The sequence below is a fragment of the Streptosporangium sp. NBC_01469 genome (genome assembly GCF_036227305.1).
Taxonomy (GTDB): Bacteria; Actinomycetota; Actinomycetes; order Streptosporangiales; family Streptosporangiaceae; genus Streptosporangium.
Genome location: NZ_CP109465.1, coordinates 9,471,712 through 9,490,061, shown reverse-complemented (window position 1 = coordinate 9,490,061; position 18,350 = coordinate 9,471,712). Strand labels below are relative to the sequence as shown.

The 18,350-nt window shown below is 68.7% G+C and carries 17 protein-coding genes; 11 read left to right on the top strand and 6 right to left on the bottom strand.

Features of this window, described 5'->3' with window-relative positions; translation table 11 throughout:
* The first annotated feature begins 311 nt into the window (after nucleotides 1-311).
* The 9 genes from OG587_RS41370 to OG587_RS41330 all read left to right on the top strand — a co-directional run bounded on the left by OG587_RS41370 (nucleotide 312) and on the right by OG587_RS41330 (nucleotide 10,896).
* Nucleotides 312-584 (top strand): LysM peptidoglycan-binding domain-containing protein, encoded by a 273-nt coding sequence (locus OG587_RS41370; RefSeq protein ID WP_329084304.1) that lies wholly within the window; start codon nucleotides 312-314, stop codon nucleotides 582-584.
* A gap of 362 nt (nucleotides 585-946) precedes the next feature.
* On the top strand, nucleotides 947-1,408 hold the full coding sequence (nrdR, locus tag OG587_RS41365; RefSeq protein WP_329084303.1) for a transcriptional regulator NrdR: 462 nt from the start codon (nucleotides 947-949) through the stop codon (nucleotides 1,406-1,408).
* 84 nt (nucleotides 1,409-1,492) lie between these two features.
* Nucleotides 1,493-4,312 carry a vitamin B12-dependent ribonucleotide reductase gene (locus OG587_RS41360; protein ID WP_329084302.1) on the top strand — a complete coding sequence of 940 codons (2,820 nt, stop codon included), beginning with the start codon at nucleotides 1,493-1,495 and terminating at the stop codon, nucleotides 4,310-4,312.
* 389 nt (nucleotides 4,313-4,701) lie between these two features.
* Nucleotides 4,702-5,730: a hypothetical protein gene (locus tag OG587_RS41355; protein ID WP_329084301.1), complete on the top strand. Its 1,029-nt coding sequence runs from the start codon at nucleotides 4,702-4,704 to the stop codon at nucleotides 5,728-5,730.
* A 320-nt stretch (nucleotides 5,731-6,050) separates the two neighbouring features.
* On the top strand, nucleotides 6,051-6,716 hold the full coding sequence (locus tag OG587_RS41350) for a hypothetical protein (protein WP_329084300.1): 666 nt from the start codon (nucleotides 6,051-6,053) through the stop codon (nucleotides 6,714-6,716).
* A gap of 144 nt (nucleotides 6,717-6,860) precedes the next feature.
* Nucleotides 6,861-7,952 carry an outer membrane protein assembly factor BamB family protein gene (locus OG587_RS41345; RefSeq protein ID WP_329084299.1) on the top strand — a complete coding sequence of 364 codons (1,092 nt, stop codon included), beginning with the start codon at nucleotides 6,861-6,863 and terminating at the stop codon, nucleotides 7,950-7,952.
* 389 nt (nucleotides 7,953-8,341) lie between these two features.
* The gene (locus tag OG587_RS41340; RefSeq protein ID WP_329084298.1) at nucleotides 8,342-8,929 is read left to right on the top strand and encodes a TetR/AcrR family transcriptional regulator; all 588 of its coding nucleotides are present in this window, start codon (nucleotides 8,342-8,344) and stop codon (nucleotides 8,927-8,929) included.
* Nucleotides 8,923-9,684, top strand: coding sequence for an alpha/beta fold hydrolase (locus tag OG587_RS41335; protein WP_329084297.1), 762 nt, complete (start codon nucleotides 8,923-8,925; stop codon nucleotides 9,682-9,684). Before OG587_RS41340 ends, OG587_RS41335 begins: the two co-directional genes overlap by 7 nt.
* A 213-nt stretch (nucleotides 9,685-9,897) precedes the next feature.
* Nucleotides 9,898-10,896, top strand: coding sequence for a phosphotransferase (locus OG587_RS41330; RefSeq protein ID WP_329084296.1), 999 nt, complete (start codon nucleotides 9,898-9,900; stop codon nucleotides 10,894-10,896).
* A gap of 89 nt (nucleotides 10,897-10,985) precedes the next feature.
* Here the strand turns inward: OG587_RS41330 and OG587_RS41325 are convergent, their stop codons facing one another.
* The gene (locus tag OG587_RS41325) at nucleotides 10,986-11,366 is read right to left on the bottom strand and encodes a nuclear transport factor 2 family protein (protein ID WP_329084295.1); all 381 of its coding nucleotides are present in this window, start codon (nucleotides 11,364-11,366) and stop codon (nucleotides 10,986-10,988) included.
* A gap of 88 nt (nucleotides 11,367-11,454) precedes the next feature.
* Between OG587_RS41325 and OG587_RS41320 the strand changes: the two genes are divergently transcribed.
* On the top strand, nucleotides 11,455-12,315 hold the full coding sequence (locus tag OG587_RS41320; RefSeq protein WP_329084294.1) for a helix-turn-helix transcriptional regulator: 861 nt from the start codon (nucleotides 11,455-11,457) through the stop codon (nucleotides 12,313-12,315).
* A 138-nt stretch (nucleotides 12,316-12,453) separates the two neighbouring features.
* Here OG587_RS41320 and OG587_RS41315 read toward each other — a convergent pair whose 3' ends face one another.
* Entirely contained in the window at nucleotides 12,454-12,957 is a 504-nt protein-coding gene (locus OG587_RS41315; RefSeq protein WP_329084293.1) for a tautomerase family protein, read from the bottom strand.
* A 70-nt stretch (nucleotides 12,958-13,027) separates the two neighbouring features.
* Between OG587_RS41315 and OG587_RS41310 the strand changes: the two genes are divergently transcribed.
* Entirely contained in the window at nucleotides 13,028-13,531 is a 504-nt protein-coding gene (locus tag OG587_RS41310; RefSeq protein WP_329084292.1) for a winged helix-turn-helix transcriptional regulator, read from the top strand.
* On the opposite strand, the gene yczR is transcribed toward OG587_RS41310, so the two are convergent.
* The 4 genes from yczR to OG587_RS41290 form a co-directional block, all read right to left on the bottom strand.
* A complete protein-coding gene (gene yczR, locus OG587_RS41305) occupies nucleotides 13,508-14,932 on the bottom strand; it encodes an aminotransferase-like domain-containing protein (RefSeq protein WP_329084291.1) in 1,425 nt (474 codons plus the stop codon). The two genes, OG587_RS41310 and yczR, sit on opposite strands and share 24 nt — an antisense overlap.
* 104 nt (nucleotides 14,933-15,036) lie before the next feature.
* Nucleotides 15,037-15,951 carry an amidohydrolase family protein gene (locus tag OG587_RS41300; RefSeq protein ID WP_329084290.1) on the bottom strand — a complete coding sequence of 305 codons (915 nt, stop codon included), beginning with the start codon at nucleotides 15,949-15,951 and terminating at the stop codon, nucleotides 15,037-15,039.
* 88 nt (nucleotides 15,952-16,039) lie between these two features.
* A complete protein-coding gene (locus OG587_RS41295) occupies nucleotides 16,040-17,338 on the bottom strand; it encodes a vWA domain-containing protein (RefSeq protein ID WP_329084289.1) in 1,299 nt (432 codons plus the stop codon).
* The gene (locus tag OG587_RS41290; RefSeq protein WP_329084288.1) at nucleotides 17,331-18,347 is read right to left on the bottom strand and encodes an AAA family ATPase; all 1,017 of its coding nucleotides are present in this window, start codon (nucleotides 18,345-18,347) and stop codon (nucleotides 17,331-17,333) included. Before OG587_RS41290 ends, OG587_RS41295 begins: the two co-directional genes overlap by 8 nt.
* Nucleotides 18,348-18,350: the final 3 nt, after the last annotated feature.

The window sequence follows — 18,350 nt, the reverse complement described above, 5'->3', positions numbered from 1 at the left end:
AGCCCGGCCGTGAGCCGGGGCAGGTGTCGCGAAAGTCCGGGCGTGAGCCCGCGGGAAAGTCCGGGCGCGAGCCGGGGCGGCCGTGGCGAAGGCCCGGACGCGAGTCGGGGTGGGGATCCGGCCGTGAGGCGGGGCAGTCGTTCGGGCGCGAGCGGATGCGCCGGCCCGGCCGTGAGCCGGGGCGAGGGTCCGGTCGTGAAAACGGGCCGAGGCGGGCGCCGAGATCGGCGACGGCGCCCGCGGTGGGCACTCGCCGTCCCGGTGCCGCCCGACGGCCACTTCGGCTCACCCGGCGTGGCAGGATCGTGGCGGTGACGGTGCTCGCGCTGTTCACCCTGGCGGTGCTCTGGATCGGCGGGCGCATCGACATGGCCTCGGCGGGCGAGCGGGCGGGTCTTGAGGGCCTGCCGCGGATCACGGTGCACGCGGGCGACACGCTGTGGGAGATAGCGGACGCGTTGACGGAGGAGGCGGACACCGGCCCGGCGGTCCGTCGCATCATGGACCTCAACGGGCTCTCCGGCTCCGAGGTTCGGCCGGGGGATCGGCTCTATCTCCCCGAGGGCCTCGTCCCCCTGGGGTGAGCCGGTCGGCGGCACGTGTGAGGAGAGGTGCGTGAGAGGCCTCGCCTGACAGGTCGGCTGGGACGATTGTGAGGGAAGGGGCGCCCGGGGTGAGAGGGGTCTCGCTCGGGCGGCGACACGCCGGAATGTGACGGCTGATCAGCGACTTCGTGCGACAAGGTCGTTTCAACTTGCGTTCATGGTCGAGCACTTCTACGGTTGGACCACAACATCTAGTGGCTGCATCGCAACCCTTCACCACAGATTGTGTTTCCATTACCGCATCTCGACTATTCGAAGATGTGTGCGCGAGCGTCTGGGCGTGCGTGTCATGGGTAGGTGAGGTGGGTCGGCCGCTTCGGTAGGTCAAGGAGGCGACACGCGTGCATTGTCCGTTCTGTCGCCATCTGGACACGCGAGTCATCGACAGCCGGGCCACCGAGGACGGTGGGGCCATCCGCCGCAGGCGCACGTGCTCGGAGTGCGGGCGCAGATTCACCACGCAGGAGACCGTCCTGCTCATGGTGAGCAAGCGCAGCGGTGTGACGGAGCCGTTCTTCAGGGACAAGGTGATCGCCGGGGTCCGGCGGGCGTGCCAGGGGCGGTCCGTCGGTGAGGATTCCCTGGCGCAGCTGGGCCAGCGGGTCGAGGAGAGCATCCGGGCCACCGGATGCGCCGAGATCGCGGCTCATGAGGTCGGGCTGGCCATCCTGGGCCCACTCCGCGAGCTGGATGAGGTGGCGTACCTGCGGTTCGCCTCCGTCTATCGGGGGTTCGAGACGCTGGCCGACTTCGAGGCGGAGATCGAGCAGCTCCGCGCGGAGCGCTCCACCAAGCAGGACTGATGCAGACCCCGGGCGCCGGGGGTGAGGCGGCGCGTTGGTGTGGTCCGATTCGAGGGTTCCACGGAGCCCCAGGAGGGGGAAGTCATGACGGAGACTGTCGGCGCGGTGACACGCGGGGGCAAGAGGCCACGTAGGGGCCTGAAGATGAAGCGCATCTTCACCACGCCAGGTGTGCACCCCTATGACGAGCTGGTCTGGGAGCGCCGTGACGTCGTCATGACCAACTGGCGTGACGGCTCGATCAACTTCGAGCAGCGCGGTGTCGAGTTCCCCCGCTCGTGGTCGGTCAACGCCGCGAACATCGTGACCACCAAGTACTTCCGCGGCGCGGTCGGCACCCCGCAGCGGGAGTGGAGCCTCAAGCAGCTGATCGACCGGGTGGTGGGCGTCTACACGCGTACGGCGGTCGAGCACGGCTACTTCGCCGCCGAAGAGGACGCCGAGATCTTCGACCACGAGCTCAAGCACGCCCTGGTCAACCAGGTCTTCAGCTTCAACTCGCCCGTCTGGTTCAACGTCGGCACCGCGTCGCCGCAGCAGGTCAGCGCCTGCTTCATCCTGGCCGTCGACGACCAGATGGAGTCGATCCTCGACTGGTACAAGGAAGAGGGTGTGATCTTCAAGGGAGGTTCGGGCTCCGGCGTCAACCTCTCCAGGATCCGTTCCTCCAAGGAGCTGCTCTCCAGCGGCGGCACCGCCAGCGGCCCGGTCTCCTTCATGCGCGGCGCCGACGCCTCCGCGGGCACCATCAAGTCCGGGGGCGCCACCCGCCGCGCCGCCAAGATGGTCGTCCTCGACGTCGACCACCCCGACATCGAGGAGTTCGTCGAGACCAAGGCGCGCGAGGAGGACAAGATCCGCGCCCTCCGCGACGCCGGGTTCGACATGGACCTGGGCGGCAAGGACATCGTCTCCGTCCAGTACCAGAACGCCAACAACTCCGTGCGCGTCTCCGACGAGTTCATGCGCGCGGTGGAGAACGGCGAGGAGTTCGGCCTGCGCGCCCGCCTCACCGGCGAGGTCATCGAGAAGATCGACGCCAGAGAGCTGTTCCGCAAGATGGGCAAGGCCGCGTGGGAGTGCGCCGACCCCGGTGTCCAGTACGACGACACGATCAACGACTGGCACACCAGCCCGGAGACGGGCCGCATCACCGCCAGCAACCCCTGCTCGGAATACCTGCACCTGGACAACTCCTCGTGCAACCTGGCGAGCATCAACCTGCTGAAGTTCCTGAAGGACGACGAGACCTTCGACATCGCGAACTTCGTGAAGATCACCGAGCTGGTCATCACCGCGATGGACGTCTCCATCACCTTCGCCGACTTCCCCACCGAGAAGATCGACCAGACCACCCGCGCCTACCGCCAGCTGGGCATCGGCTACGCCAACCTCGGCGCGCTGCTCATGGCCACCGGCCACGCCTACGACTCCGACGGCGGCCGGGCGGTCGCCGGGGCGATCACCTCGCTGATGACCGGCGTCTCCTACCGCCGCAGCGCCGAGCTGGCCGCGGTCGTGGGCCCGTACGACGGTTACGCCCGCAACGCCGACGCGCACAAGCGGGTCATGCGCAAGCACAACGACGCGAACGACGCCCTGCGCACGTTCGACGAGATCGACGGGGCCATCCACCGAGAGGCCTCCAGGCAGTGGATCGAGTGCCTGCGGCTCGGTGACAAGAACGGCTACCGCAACGCCCAGGCCTCGCTCCTCGCCCCGACCGGCACCATCGGCCTGATGATGGACTGCGACACCACCGGCATCGAGCCCGACCTCGCTCTGGTCAAGTTCAAGAAGCTCGTCGGCGGCGGCTCCATGCAGATCGTCAACCAGACGATTCCCCGCGCGCTGCGGCGGCTCGGCTACCAGGAGGAGCAGGTCGAGGCGATCGTCGAGTTCATCGCCGAGCACGGCCACGTCGTCGACGCCCCCGGCCTGCGGCGCGAGCACTACGAGGTGTTCGACTGCGCCATGGGCGAGCGCGCGATCGCTCCCATGGGTCACGTCCGCATGATGGCCGCGGCCCAGCCGTTCCTGTCCGGGGCCATCTCCAAGACGGTCAACCTTCCCGAGTCCGCGACGATCGAGGACATCGAGCAGGTCTACATGGAGGGCTGGAAGCTCGGCCTGAAGGCCCTGGCCGTCTACCGCGACAACTGCAAGGTCGGCCAGCCCCTCTCGGCCTCGGGCAGGAAGGCCGAGGAGAAGGAGGCACCCGCCGAGCCGGCGATCCAGGTCGTGGAGATCAGCCGCCCGACCCGGCGCCGGATGCCGAACCAGCGCCCCAGCACCACCACCCGCTTCACCGTGGGCGGCGCCAAGGGCTACATGACCGCCTCGTCCTACCCCGACGACGGCCTCGGCGAGGTCTTCCTGAAGATGTCCAAGCAGGGCTCGACCCTCGCGGGCGTCATGGACGCGTTCTCGGTGGCCATCTCCATCGGGCTGCAGTACGGGGTGCCGCTGGAGACGTACGTCGGCAAGTTCGTCAACATGCGCTTCGACCCGGCCGGCATGACCGACGACCCGGACGTCCGCATCGCCGCCTCGGTGATGGACTACATCTTCCGCCGCCTGGCCCTGGACCACCTGCCCTACGACGACCGCGCCGCCCTCGGGATCTTCTCCGCCTCCGAGCGCGCCGCCCAGCAGCGCGGTGAGGACCCGGCCCCGATCCACACCGACGAGGTCATCGCCGAACTCGCCACCTCGGCCCCCATCGAGGAGCCGCAGCCCCGCCCCGAGGCGGCACCCGCGGAGGCTCCTCGGGTCGGCTCCCTGGAGTCCCACCAGGGTCGCACCGCCGACGCGCCGCTCTGCATGACCTGCGGCACCAAGATGCGCCCCGCCGGTAGCTGCTACGTCTGCGAGGGCTGCGGCTCCACCAGCGGCTGCAGCTGATTTCGGGCAGAGAAGCGGTGTTGGATATAGAGGCCGAATCTGCATAGTGCCTGGTAACGAAGGGGGTCGGGATCAAGTCCGGCCCCCTTCGGTGTTTCCGGGGCAGTGAACTGTTCGCTGATCTGGAGGAGGCGTCGGAGTTCTTCCGTCACCGCTCGACAAACTTTTCCGCTACCCACGATGAGCGCGCCTTGCTTAGGCGAGCCGTGCGGGCCCGACGTTCGATTCGCTTTTCGATTGAGTTGTCAACTTCCGGCGAGCAGGCTGACTCTTCGATGTATCGCTAAGGGCAGGATCCCCGCCCATGATGTGGTGGGCGGGCTTGTTACGCTCCGGTGTCCTATCTCGTCGGGTTGGCAGCCTGTCAGGCATGATCGATAGTTGCGACCATGAGTGGATTATCGGGTCGGGCCCTCCTTGCCAGGAGCGCCCTGATAGGGCTCGTCGTCGGTGTGGTGGTCGCCGTCATCTGGACCGACGACGTAATGGGCCGCAGAGGGCTGGGCCGCTTCGTCGTCAGTGCCGTCTGGCCCAACAAGCTGGCACCTTCCGAAGGACTGGGCGGCGTCATCAACGGCATCGCGATCATCGTGGTCCCGATTCTGCTCAGCGGGATCTTGGCGCGATCGGCCAAGGTTTCCCGGTGGTGGCTGGTGGCACTCGCCGGATCCGCGGCCTTCGGGGCGCTGACCTCGGGACTGTTCGCGCTTATCCCTTTCCACAGGGAGGCCTATGGCCTGCCCGAATCGCTCTTTGGGATCATCTTTCTCCTGGCCGGTGTCGCAGGGTACGCCGCGACGGCCTGGATGGTCATGCCGCGTACCGCCCTGCCGCGGATCCTCCTCGCGGGAGCGATGATCGCATTTCCGGTCGCTGCCGCCCAGGTTTCGGATCGCGTACAGCACTGGCACCAGGTCTGGGACCTGGACACGATGGGAGTGTCGCTGGTCTCCCTGGACATCCCCGGCCGTCGGCACGTGGCGGGTTTATGGCGACTCGATCCAGAGGACGGAGGCCCGGCAGTCGAGCTCACCTATCTCCTCGACGCACCCCGCACCATCATTCATCGCTTTTACAAACCCGGCTTCAATCTGCGGGAGGAGTGGGAGGTGCAGGTGTTCATCCGTGCCACGGCGGCCACTCCCGGCCAGGCGTGCGCCGCGCGGTATCTGAAAGCCGCACGGTATCTGAAACCCGCCTGGGCTTTTCCCGGCAGCGGCACCTGTCGGCCGCTGCCCGATGGTCGCGTCCTGTGGATCATTGATGACAGGCCCGTGGCCCTGTTCGCCAGATACGGCGATGTGCTGCTCCAGATCAGCAGTCTCGTCGTGACCGAGGCGGAACTACTCGCCACCACCGACAATGTCCGGCCAACGACCGCCCGCGAGTTGCTTGGCCGAACCGGAAAGCGTCGCTAGATCTCGCCCTTTCGTCGCACTTTGTCGAAGCTTCGGAATCTCCAGGCGACCACCCGTTCGGCGTCGCTTTGGACATCACGCTTGAAGGGGGCATGGTCGAGGCATACTTTCCCGCGGACGTGCCCATCGCCCTCGCACTATGTGGCGGTACCCGGTCGGTGACGCCGAATACCGCACCCTCCGAATAAGTGCACTGCCCCAGTATTCCTGGCGGAAAAGCAGTGCCTGCGTAGTGCCTGGTGACAAAAGGGGGCCGGAGTCGAGTCCGGTCCCCTTTCGGCGTTCGCGGGAGGTTGTGACGGCGAAAGAAGGGGCGGTTGATGACCGACGCGGACGGTCGGCGGGAAGCGCGGACGGGCGAGCAGGTGCGCGAGTACCTGCTCGCTGAGATCAATGTGGCTCTCCGCCGGCCGGGCATGTCCGGCGGAGAGATCGCCCTCAGGATTCACTTCGACGCGATGGCGTTCGCGGACGATCGTGAACGGCTCTGGAGTGAGGAGAGGGATTCCCTTCGTGCTCGGGGGGCTTTTCTCTCCACGGAAGTGCGGGGGGCCTTCGAGTCTCTCTGGGGTGCCGGAACCGATGACATGGCCGCGTCCGTCTATGCCGGGTTCGCCCATCGTCACGGATGGCTCCGGTTGGACCGGACCTTGTCACGGGACGAGTACGACAAGCTGATCGGCGTCACCACGGCCTGGTGTGAAAGCGATCGAACCCTCGGACAGACCCTCGGCATGTTCGGGCCGCCGTCGGTCTATTGCGGTGGCACGAATCCGTGCTTTCCCAAGACCCTGGTATACGCGACGGGGCATTCTCGAGATCCTTTGCTCTGCTTCCATTTCTGGAACGAGTTCCTTGATTCGTGTACGGATCAGACCGCCCTGTACGACGAGCCCATGCTCCTGGCCGTCCGGGGCGAGGGGTCCGACTTCGCCGACGGCTTCACATTCACGCCTGCCGGCACGAACCGGCGCGGGGGAGCCTAGAGGAGCAACAGCGTCCTCGACGCTGCCGAGGAACGAAATGCCTGGTCAAACGAGGCCCGCTGAGTTCCACCCTCGCTTCGGCCGATATGACCTCCTGTTTCAATGTGATTGATGTCGCCGGCGCCGGCCTGGTGAAATCGGCAGATGATCGGAAAGACGCTGTGGGAGCGGCAGCTTCATCAGAGGGGTTCCGCTTCGGCGCTGGCGGTGACGGAAGCTCTCGTCGTCGTCCATGAGCGCCACACCCGGCTTGTCTGCCTGGACCGCCACGACTGCTCGGTCCGATGGGACGTTCCGATCGGAACCTGGCCGCGTGCCGTCGTGGTCGCCGGTGATCGTTGCCTGGTTCTGCCGCAGGACACCGACCAGCTGTTCTGTCTCGATCTCACGATGGGATCCACGGTGTGGCGTGCCGGGTTGCCGCAATACTCCGGGCATGTCGTGGCCACCGCGGAGACGGTCGTCGTCGGCGGCTGGCGGGGTTACACGCCCATGTTCGCCTTCAACTTGAAAGACGGGCGGCTTCTGTGGCGGACACAGCGGCGCATGGCCACGGTGCGTCCTCTGCCCTGGAACGACGGCATGCTGCTGGGAGACGGCTCGGAAGCGTGGTCAATGGATCCACGAGACGGCAGGGAACTGGACCGCTGGCGGCTGCCGGAGCCATTGGTCGAAACCGACGATCATCCGGCGTTCACCATGATCGGCCCTGACCGGTGCCTGGTGTCGTGCGGCCCGCGATCCGTCGCGAGCATTCGATTGTCATCGGGTCTCGTCGAGCGGTTCTTCCATCATGATGCCGACCTCTCGTCCTCGGCCGCCGAGTTCACCGGCGGTGTGGTGTGGTTGCGAGAGCGAGGGGCCGGTTATCTCGCCGTCGACCCCGAAGACGGATCGGCGTTGTGGAACGTGGACGTCAGGCAGCCACTCGTCGGTGAGGTGGTTCGAGACGGCGAGGGGTTCGTGGTGGCCGGCGCGGGCGGTGCGCTTTTTCGCCTGCGGTCTGACGGACACATCCTGGAGCGGTCCTCGTCGGTCACCAGGGTGGCCGCGTTGCGAGACCTTGGAGCGGGGAAGATGCTCATGGTGACCAGGGGAACCCTGAGGATGATCGCCATCGACCATGCCTGCGAGGTGGATCCGGTGAGCACGACACCCGGGCCTGGGCTACCCGGATTTCAGACTTCCGGCCAGCTGCGACGGCTCGGCGGTTCGATGGCTCCCAAGCTCCGATGACGAGCCTTCGAGGAATAGCGCACACCTCGAATAAGTGCACTGCCCCGGTACTCCCCGAAGTCATCCGGTTTAACCGGGACTCGACGCTTCGGTTGAGGTCTCGGTGATGCTGGGTTTATAAGGAGGTTCGGTCTTTGGGCCGGACCTCCTTGCTATTGACGTAGGGTCCTCACGTACTCCTCTTCGACCACGTCGACGATCGGGTCGAAGAACTCGTGGCCACCAACCACGAAGGCGCGGCGATCGCGTGGAGAAACGCGACCATGTTCAAGGTCCAGTACGCCACTGGCCTGTGACCGGGCGAACGGGGGAGAGTCGCGGCTTGCGCCGGCTGGGCGCCCACAGGGTATCGTGTGAACAAAAAACCAGATTGTCCATATGGAGATACTATGCCGCCGGCGTTCTCCGAGGAAGAGCGGGCGCGGATCATCGAGCGGTTGCTCGACACCGCCACCCGCCTCTTCCCGACCCAGGGCCTGCGCAAGACGTCACTGGAAGAGCTGACGACCCCTGCGGGCATCGCCAAGTCCTCGATCTACGCCTTCTACGACTCCAAGGAGGACCTCTACTTCGAGGTCATGCTGCGGCAGTACGAGGGGGTGCGGCGGCGCGTGATCGACGAAGGGCTCAACCGCGGCACCGACACCCGCGACCGCCTGCGGCGCTTCCTGCGCGCCACGGTCGTCGAACTCGACACCAACCCGCTCTACCGGCGGCTGATGTCCCACCCCGAGGAGATGGCCGCAGTCGCCGCCAAGCTCACCCCCGAGCGGATGGCCGCCGCCGAGGACGGCCCGATGGCCGATCTGCTCCAGTTCCTCGACACCCATCTGGAAGGCGATCCGCAGGTACTGCTCGGCGTGCTGCGCGCGGTCCTGCTGACCCCGCTGTACGCCGAACACCTGGACGCCGACATCTATCCGTCCGTGATGGACCGCCTGATCGATGCTGTCACAGAAGGGCTCACCTCATGCTGAACGACCTGCCGTACCTGTCGGCCGGTGAAGGACCACCCCTGGTCGTCCCGCTCTACACCCCGCAAGCGGCCAACCCGAGAGGCTTGGCGCGCTGGTCCACGATGCGGCTGGTGCGACCGTTCACCGAGCATTTCACCGTCTACGTCGTCAATCGCCGACCTGGGCTGCCACCGGGCACGACGATGACCGACCTCGCCGCCGTCTACGCGCAGGCGATCAGAACCACCTTCGAGGCCCCGGTGAACATGCTGGCCATCTCCACCGGCGGATCCATCGCCCTCCAACTCGCCGCCGACCATCCCGGCCTGGTCGACCGCCTCGTCCTGGCCGGCACGGCCTGCACCCTCGGCCCCATCGGCAGGCGAGCCCAGCGCGCCTACATCGAGCGCGCACGCCAAGGTAGGCGGCCGAGCCCCGCGCTGGCCGAGGTCGTCACGGAATCGACGATCGGCCGAAGGCTGCTCGAAGGCCTGCTGTGGCTGTCTGACAGCGGCCACGAAGACCACACCGACGCCGCCGTCGTCCTCGACGCCGAGGACGGCTTCGACCTGCGTGGACGGCTGCATGACATCAAGGCGACCACGCTGCTGATCCAGGGCGACAAGGACCTGGTCTACCCGCTGGAACTGGCCCGGCAGACGGTGGAAGGCATCCCGGACGCCCAACTCGTCGTCTACCCGGGCCGAAGCCACAGCGGCACGTTCACCGACAAACGGTTCGCCCCGGACGCCCTGGCCTTCCTGACGGACAGTTGATCAACGCACTCGGTGCCCGAGTCCTCGGCGAGCCCGGGAAACGATCACTTGCCGGCAGGGAAGCGATCTTGAAACCCGGCCTCGACCGCAGGCCACGCCCACTCGTGAACACCCCGACGGCATCAAAGCGCCACCGACAGGCTGTCCAGCCTCTTCGGGATCATCTTTCTCCTGGCCGGTGTCGCAGGGTACGCCGCGACGGCCTGGATGGTCATGCCGCGTACCGCCCTGCCGCGGATCCTCCTCGCGGGAGCGATGATCGCATTTCCGGTCGCTGCAGCCCAGGTTTCGGATCGCGTACAGCACTGGCACCAGGTCTGGGACCTGGACACGATGGGAGTGTCGCTATTGAGGGAGGACGGTATGGAGGCATCGGAAGTCCGTCGCGCGGTTGAGGCCGGGAGGGCGACCGCTTCCGCCCTGGGCCTTCAGGTCGACGACGTGGTCGTCATCAACAACTCGGACCGCATCGTGTTGCGCCTGGTCCCCTGCGATGTTCTTGCTCGGGTCGCACCCTCAGCGCATCGAGCCGGCTCCCGGTTCGAAGTAGAGGTTGCTCGCCGTCTCGCCGAAGTCGACGGTCCGGTGGCTGAGCTTGAGCCTCGGGTCGAACCCCGAGTCTATTTGCGTGACGCCTTCGCCATCTCGCTCTGGACCTACTACGAACCGGTGGGATCAGAGATCGCACCGGCCCACTATGCAGACGCGCTCATGCGGCACCATGCCGCCCTACGCAAGGTCGATCTGGAGGCACCGCACGTCACCGAGCGAATCGCCGGCGCGCTGAGAGAGGTGGTCGACCGAGAGCAGACTCCGGCGCTGCCCGGCCCCGACCGGGAACTCCTCAGCGACACACTCGGTAGCCTGAGCGCCGCGATCAGCAGCGGGGAAGCCGCCGAGCAGTTGTTGCACGGCGAGCCGCACCCGGGCAACCTGCTCAAGACGAGGAGAGGGCCGCTCTTCGTGGACCTCGCGACGTGCTGCCGTGGGCCGATCGAGTTTGACCTCGCCCATGCCCCCGAAGAAGTTGGAGAGCACTATCCGGGGGCTGACCACGATCTGATTCACCAGTGCCGCGCCGTGATGTGGGCGTTGTTCGCGACCTGGCGCTGGCGCCGAGACGACCAGTTTCCCGACAGGCAGTACTGGAGAGTGGAGGGGCTCAACCGGGTTCGAGCCGCACTCGATCGCTACGGACCGGACCGGGCCTGACCGGTTCGCGCACGCCGTGTCGCCGCACATTGTCGGCATTCGCTAGCAGGTCCCGGTGAAACGGGCGTTGTGAGGGCGTGAACCGGCGTTCAGAACATCCCGTTGGGGATCTCCGTGGGGTCTGGCACAGGTTGGACGACGTCCCAGTGCTCGACGATCAGTCCGTCCTCCAGCCGCCAGATGTCGACGACCGCGGTTCCGCGCTCGTCGTCCGACGTGATCATGAGGTAGTGCACGACCACGTACTGCCCGTCGGCGATGACGCGCTTGAGCTCCAGCCGGGCGCCTGCCACCGGGCTGTGCGCGATGAAGTCGATGAACGCGTCCCGGCCGGAGGGGTTACCCGGGCTGTGCTCGACGAAGTCCTCCCGCACCAGGGTGCGCAGGATGTCCACGTTGCCCTTCGCGAACTCCGCGAAGCCTTCGAGCACGAGCTTCCTGTTGTGTTCCGTCTCAGTGGGGTCTGTCATGTCGGCAACGGTCGCAGCGCCGGGACGTCGCCGTCGATTACATGCCTTGTAATGGCGGTGAGGCCCGGGGCCGGGATAGAACCGACTCATGTCAGCGGACCGGCCCGTCGGTGAGCTCCTGCGTGAGTGGCGCCGTCGTAGGCATCTGAGCCAGCTCGATCTGGCCATCCAGGCGGGGGTTTCCAGCCGCCACGTCAGCTTCGTCGAGACCGGCCGTACGACTCCCAGCCGCCGGATGGTCCTGCACCTGGCCGAACACCTTCAGGTTCCGCTGCGAGAGCGCAACCGGCTCCTGGTCGTCGCGGGATACGCGCCGGTCTTCCGGGAGCGCCCGCTGGACGCCCCGGATCTGACCGCGGCGCGAGAGGCCCTGCGACAGATCCTGCGCGGGCATGAGCCGAATCCGGCGCTGGTGGTGGATCACCGCTGGAACCTGATACTCGCCAACTCCGCCGCCGACGTGTTCCTGGACGGCGTCGCCCCCGCCCTGCTCGAACCACCGGTCAACATGATGCGCCTGGGCCTGCATCCCGAGGGCTTCGCACCCCGTCTGCTCAATCTGGAGCAGGTACGCGGATTCCTGCTGCCACGGCTGGCACGACAGATGCACCGGACCGGGGATCCCCATTTGAGCGATCTCCACGCGGAGCTGGTCTCCTACGGCGTTCCCGATCAGCTTGAGCCGCCGGATCCGGCGGACATCGCGCTGCCCGTCCGGATCCGGCATCGAGGAGTCGACCTGAGTTTCTTCAGCACGATCACCACGTTCGGCGCCGCTTTCGACATCACGCTCGAAGAGGTCGCGGTCGAGGCCTACTTCCCCGTGGACATGTCCACCACCCTCGCACTACGCGGCGGCACCGGGTCGGCGACCCCGGATACCGCCCCCTCCGAACAGGCGCACCTGGGAAACGGCGGAGGATCTCCACGTGGCATTCGACGGTCGTGACGGCCTGGTCGGCGTGAGCGTGGACGTTCGCATGGCGGGGTTGTTCCAGTGTTTCCGTTCAAGCCTCGGTTCTCGTCGCATGTGGTGCGACCGGGCCGGCTACGGTGCGGTCCGGTACGCTCCTCTGGCCTTCCCCGCTCATGGGGTAGTTTTCCTTGCCGGTACGTCCGGTCGGTGAAGCCGGGCCGTGCGCCGCTCGATCTCCTTCTCGCCCGCTCCCGCGAAGGCGAGGATGTCGGCCAGCCGGAAGATGCGGCCGGCGCCGCCCCAGTTGCCGTCGGTGATCTCGTTCACGATCACCCAGACGCGGAAGCCGTCCTCGGGTGCGGGATCCCGGCCGTTCTTCTCGGCGCGGAGGATCCGCTCGGTCACCTCCGCGACCAGGCCCGCCTTGGCGTCGTCGTCGAGCGTGGCCTGCGGCACCCCGAGCACGACCCGGTAGTGGGGTTGCCGCACGGGACGGCCCGCCACCGTGACCAGCGACGGCTCGTGCAGGAAGGTCCAGGCGATCGACTCGGCCGCCTTGTTTCCCGGCTCCGCGCCCTCCCACTTCAGAAGGGTGCGTGTGAGGGTCTCCATGAGCTCGGCCTTGCCGTCATCCGTGAGCGTGCCGCTCGGCATCGTGAGGTCGATCATGGGCATGGTCTGCCTCCGGAAGTAAGTTCACTAGAGCAACTGACGTTAACACCGTCAGTTCAGTAGAACAACTAACATGGATGCCATGCGCCGAACCCGCTTCGACAACTGGCCGTGCTCGATCGCTCGCACCGTCGACCTCGTCGGCGACTGGTGGACGCCCCTCGTCATGCGCGAGGCGTTCTACGGCGCTCGCCGTTTCGAGGAGTTCCAGCAGCGGCTGGGGGTGAGCCGTAACGTCCTCACCCAGCGCCTTGATCGCCTCGTCGACGAGGACATGCTCACGCGCCTGCCCTACCAGGAGCGGCCGACGCGTCACGAATATCGGCTGACCGACAAGGGGCGCGACTTCTTCACGGTGCTCGCCGCGATGATCCGCTGGGGAGACCGTTGGCTGACGGATCCCGATGGGCCACCTGTTGAACTGCGTGACCGCGAGACGGGCCTGCCGGTCGAGATCGAAGTGATCGACACGAGGACGGGCCGGCCGATCGACGTGCGTCAGGTCATCCCGACGCCGGGCCCGGGACTTCCCCAGGATCTCGCCGAACAGCTGCTAGACCGCCATCGCCGCCGGTGAGGTGACGCGTCTCGCCGGTGGGCTGTAGGTGCGCCACGCCTCGGCCAGGCGGCGGACGGCCTCGCTCAGCTCGTCCACGGGAGCCAGGAAGTGGATGCGGACGTACGCTCCGCTCTGCCCGGACACGTCGAGCCCGCCACCGGGCAGCACGGCGACCCGGTGGCGGATCGCCGCTTGCGCGAACGAGGTGCCGTCACCGTACGGCAGGCGTACCCACAGGGTCTGGCCGCCGCGAACGGGTGGTGCGTCCCAGTCAGGTAGATGCCGGGCCAGCTGGGCGAGCAGGTGGTCGTGGCGGGCTTCTCGCTGCTCGGCCCAGCGCCGGCGCAGCGCCCCGAGGCGCGGCAGCAGGTCGGCGGCGGCGAGCTGCGCGAGGATGTCGCCGCCGAGGTCGTGCACTGCCCGCAGCCGTGCGAGCCGGGTGATGACCGGTGCGGGCGCGCGCACCCAGCCGATTCTCAGCCCACCCCAGACGATCTTGCTGAGTGAGCCGACCGAGATCACCGTGTCCGCGTAGGCGGCCAACGGAGGTGGTGTCTCCTCGCCGGGGAAGCCCAGGTCGATGAGGACCTCGTCATCGATCAGCGGAACGTCGGCGGCGGCCGCCGTCTCGGCCAGCCTCCGGCGCGACAGCGGAGACAGCACCGCGCCGGTGGGGTTGTGGAAGCTCGGGATCGAGTAGGCGAGGGTCGGGCGATGTTCGCGGACAGCCGCCTCGAACCCGCACAGCCCCACCGGCAGGGGACGCGGCACGGCCGCTTCGTCGCGGAACGCCTCCAGCGCGCCGGGATAGGTGGGCGCTTCCACCAGCACGTGGTCGCCCGGCCGGACGAAGGCGCGGGCGAGCAGGGACAGCGCCTGCTGGGCGCCGTTCGTGACCAGAATCTGATCCGGTTCGGTGGGCACCCCGCGCCGCTCGTAGTGCTCGGTGATCGCGCGGCGCAACGTGACATGGCCTGACGGGTGGTAGCCGATGTCACCGGTGGTCGCCGCGAGCTCGGGCAGGACACGCTCGTACGCCTCCACCAGTTCGGGCGGAGGGGAGTCCGGCGCGGCGCACGCGAGCAAGATCACCCCGTCTCGCGGCTCCAGCAGGTGCAGGAAGACCGGCGCGCTGGTGACGTCGTGCGCCGCCGCCGAGGCGGACCCCGCCACGCGCGTGCCGCTGCCCTGCCGCCGGACGATCCGCCCCTCCTGGTGCAGCAGGTCGTAAGCGGCGACGACGGTGTTGCGCCCCACCGAGAGAACCGAGGCGAGGGCCCGATCGGGCGGCAGCGGCGTGCCCGGCGGCAGCCCGCCGTCGTTGATCAGCCGGCGCAGCCGTGCCGCGAGCAGCACGTACAGCGGCCCGCGGCCGGCCGACCAGCGACCCAGCTGTTCGGTCAGATCAATTGGTCCCATATGCGAACCAATTATGCCAGCTTGGCGCTAGGGTCACGACTTCCTTGAATGACTGGATTCCACGCGGTGGCGAGAGCCGTCCCCGGCGGCGCCCGCCTGGGCCCTCACAGGCGGTAGACCCGGCGGGCGGTCGCGGCGAACACGTTCTGGACGACCTGGGCGGACCGGCGGGAGAGGACCTCCTGCCAGGTGGAGACCAGCGAGGGCAGGTCGGTCCAGAGCTTCTCGATCGGGAAGTTGCTCCCCCACATGCAGCGGTGGGAGCCGAAGGCCTCCAGGCAGGTGTCCGCGACCGTCTCGATCAGTGCGCGGTCCACACGGTGCACGAACGTGCCCTGGCCGGTGAGCTTCACCACGACGTTGGGCCGCTCGGCCAGCAGCCTCAGGCCGCGTTTCCACTCCGCGACCCGGGACGCCTCGAAGTCGTCGAGCATCCCCGCGTGGACCAGCACGAACGTGACGTCGGGGAAGTCGTCGACGAAGCTCGCGGCGTCGGCCATCTGGCCGGCGAACACCTGGAGCTCGAACAGCCAGCCGAGGTCGGCGAGCGAGGCGATGTTGCGGCGGAAGACCGGGTCCTTCATGCGGTCGGGGGCGGAGGCGAACCGGAACTCCGGCCGTTCGTGCCAGTGCAGCTGCAGCCGGGTGCCCCTCATGAGGGGGGTGAGCGCGGCCTGGCGGCGCATCACCTCCGCCGCGCCCTCGTCGAAGAGGTCCGCGGAGCCGACCACGGCCGTGGGCCAGCCGGTCTCGGCGTGCGTCTCGCGCAGCCAGCGCACCTCGTCCAGGGAGCGGTCGAGCGGCCAGTTGGCCTGGACGTAGACCGCGGAGGTGATGCCGCAGGCGGTGGCCTCCTCGACGTACTCCGACACCGGGTAGTCGCGGCGGATCGGTTCGTAGGGTCCGAAGATGCGCGGGACCATCTCTCCCCGGAGCCAGGGCAGGTCGGCGGCGCGCCAGATGTGGTGGTGCGCGTCGACGATCCCGGTGGGGGCCGGACGGGCGGTGGTGTCGGTCATCGAATGCCTCCGGCGTGGAGATCCCCGGCGTCGGCCCGGGGGAGGAGCCGCGGCACGGTGCCGCGAAGGGGCTTGTCCGTGGCGGGTGTCATGAACGGGCTCTCGTGGGTCGTGGGGTGTGCGGGCGCCTCGCCGCCGCGCGCCGGGGGCCGGACAGGACCGCCGGGAGGCGGCGGACCTCCGCGAGGCCGGTGGCCAGGTCGCGCACGCCGCCGAGGTGGTCGAGGTGGGGGAGCTGGGCGGCCATGGCGCGCGTGACCGGCCGGTAGGTGGGGGAGCATGCCAGCGGCGACCACCAGACGAGCCGGTGGCCCAGCCGGGACAGGCGGGCGGTCGCGCGGACCATGGGGACGCAGTCGCCGCGTTCGAGCCCGTCGGAGATCACGATCACCAGCGCGCCCCTCGCGAGCGCCACGAACCGCGGGACGCCCAGGAACTCGTGCAGTGCCGCCCCGATCGCGGTGCCGCCGTCGGCGTCCGTCACCAGCTCGGACACCGCCCGCAGCGCCCGCCCCGTGTGGGGATGCGACAGCGCGGAGGTGATCCTGGTGAGCCGGGTGCCGAAGGTGAAGACCTCGGTGCGGGCCGGTGCCGCGCGCAGCGCCGTGTGCGCCAGGCGGAGCAGGTCGGGGGTGTGCCGCCGCAGCGAGCCGGAGACGTCGACCAGGATGAGCAGGCGGCGCGGGCGCGGCGGCCGGGCGCGCCGGCGCAGTTCGACGATCTCCCCGTCGTGCCGGTGCGCCCGCCGCCAGATGTGCCGCACGTCCAGCCGGTCTCCGGACCGCGCCGGGCGCCGCCGCCTGGACGGGGCCGAGGGCAGTACGGCGGGCCAGGCGGCCTCCAGGGCGCGGGTGACCGAGCGCCACCGGTCGCCGGCCGCGTCGAAGTCCCGCCTGCCGTACGTGCTGAGCGTGCTGGCCTCGACGCCGTCGCCGGGCAGCACCTCGCGCGGGGCGGGGTCGTCCTCGCCCGGTCCCTGCGGGGAGGGGGCGTCGCTCTCCCCGGAGGGCGGCGGCGGTACGGCGTCCGGAAGGCCGCCCCGCCGGAACCACGCGGTGAAGACCCGGTCGAACGCGGCGAGCTCGCCGATGTCGTGCAGCAGGGTGATCCGGGCGTACCAGTACAGGGTCGTCAGGTCGCGCGGCGGCGACGCGCCGACGACCCGCAGCAGGTCGGCCTGTTTCGGCAGCGCGGTGGTCACGCCCGCGGCGCGCAACGCGGTCAGGAACCCCCACAGGTGACCGGCGGCGAGGGCGGCGGGTTCACGGGCGCTCGACGGCTCCTTCGTGAGGGCGGCGGGTTCGGGATCGCCTGACGGCTTTTTCGTGAGGGCGGCGGGTTCGCAGGCGCTCGACGGCTTCTCCGCGTGTCCGGTGGGTTCAGACATCGCGGAACAGCTCCTCCGCGTGCCCGGCGACCAGCCGGGTGTCCTCCTCGTCCTTGATGAGCAGGCCGAGGGCGCGGCGCAGCGCCACGGGCCACGGGCTGCCGCCCTCGGCCAGGGCCGTCGCGCCCCTGGCCCACTCCACGGACTCGGCGATGCCGGGCCGTTTGAGCAGCGGCAGCCCGCGTACCCGCTGGACGGCGCGCACCAGCCCCTCCGCGGCCCGCTCCTCCAGGCCGGGTACGGCCGCGCGCAGGATCGCCCGCTCGCGGTCGACCTCGGGGAAGGCGATCCAGTGGTAGAGGCATCGCCGCTTGAGCGCGTCGTGCAGCTCGCGGGTCCGGTTGGAGGTCAGCACCACGACCGGTGGCGTGCGCGCCCTGATGGTGCCCAGCTCCGGGACCGTGATCTGGAAGTCGCCCAGGAACTCCAGCAGGAACGCCTCGAACTCGCTGTCGGCACGGTCGATCTCGTCGATCAGCAGGACCGCGCCGCGATCGGCCTCCAGGGCGCGGAACAGCGGCCGCCGCAGCAGGAACTCCTCGCGGTAGAGGTCGCCGACCTCCTGGCCGCGGCTCTCGGCCACCCGGACCTGCAGGAGCTGCTTGGGATAGTCCCACTCGTACAGCGCCTGTCCGGCGTCCAGCCCCTCGAAGCACTGGAGCCGGATGAGCTCACGGCCGACGACGCGCGAGAGCACCGTGGCGACCTCGGTCTTCCCGACGCCCGGTTCCCCCTCCAACAGCAACGGCCGGCCCAGCCGCAGCGCCAGGTGGACGGCCGTGCGGAGTCCCTCGTCGGCGAAGTACCCCTCCCGTTCGAGCGCCGCGGCGAGCGCGCTCTCGTCCAGGAGACAGGCCGCCGGGGGATCCCCGCCGGGCGCGGAGGAGAACCCCCCGGCCGTCGAGGACCTCCCGCCCGTCGGGACCGAGGAGGACCCCCCGACGGCCGAGGAGAACCCCCCGGCCGTCGGGAAGGACCCGCCGGGCGCCGGGGGGAACCCGTCGGACACCGG

Coding starts and splice junctions, on each gene's coding strand:
- OG587_RS41360 (WP_329084302.1), top strand. CDS start 1,493: ATGACGGAGACTGTCGGCGCGGTGACACGCGGGGGCAAGAGGCCACGT.
- OG587_RS41355 (WP_329084301.1), top strand. CDS start 4,702: ATGAGTGGATTATCGGGTCGGGCCCTCCTTGCCAGGAGCGCCCTGATA.
- OG587_RS41350 (WP_329084300.1), top strand. CDS start 6,051: ATGACCGACGCGGACGGTCGGCGGGAAGCGCGGACGGGCGAGCAGGTG.
- OG587_RS41345 (WP_329084299.1), top strand. CDS start 6,861: ATGATCGGAAAGACGCTGTGGGAGCGGCAGCTTCATCAGAGGGGTTCC.
- OG587_RS41340 (WP_329084298.1), top strand. CDS start 8,342: ATGCCGCCGGCGTTCTCCGAGGAAGAGCGGGCGCGGATCATCGAGCGG.
- OG587_RS41335 (WP_329084297.1), top strand. CDS start 8,923: ATGCTGAACGACCTGCCGTACCTGTCGGCCGGTGAAGGACCACCCCTG.
- OG587_RS41330 (WP_329084296.1), top strand. CDS start 9,898: ATGCCGCGTACCGCCCTGCCGCGGATCCTCCTCGCGGGAGCGATGATC.
- OG587_RS41325 (WP_329084295.1), bottom strand. CDS start 11,366: ATGACAGACCCCACTGAGACGGAACACAACAGGAAGCTCGTGCTCGAA.
- OG587_RS41320 (WP_329084294.1), top strand. CDS start 11,455: ATGTCAGCGGACCGGCCCGTCGGTGAGCTCCTGCGTGAGTGGCGCCGT.
- OG587_RS41315 (WP_329084293.1), bottom strand. CDS start 12,957: ATGCCCATGATCGACCTCACGATGCCGAGCGGCACGCTCACGGATGAC.
- OG587_RS41310 (WP_329084292.1), top strand. CDS start 13,028: ATGGATGCCATGCGCCGAACCCGCTTCGACAACTGGCCGTGCTCGATC.
- yczR (WP_329084291.1), bottom strand. CDS start 14,932: ATGGGACCAATTGATCTGACCGAACAGCTGGGTCGCTGGTCGGCCGGC.
- OG587_RS41300 (WP_329084290.1), bottom strand. CDS start 15,951: ATGACCGACACCACCGCCCGTCCGGCCCCCACCGGGATCGTCGACGCG.
- OG587_RS41295 (WP_329084289.1), bottom strand. CDS start 17,338: ATGTCTGAACCCACCGGACACGCGGAGAAGCCGTCGAGCGCCTGCGAA.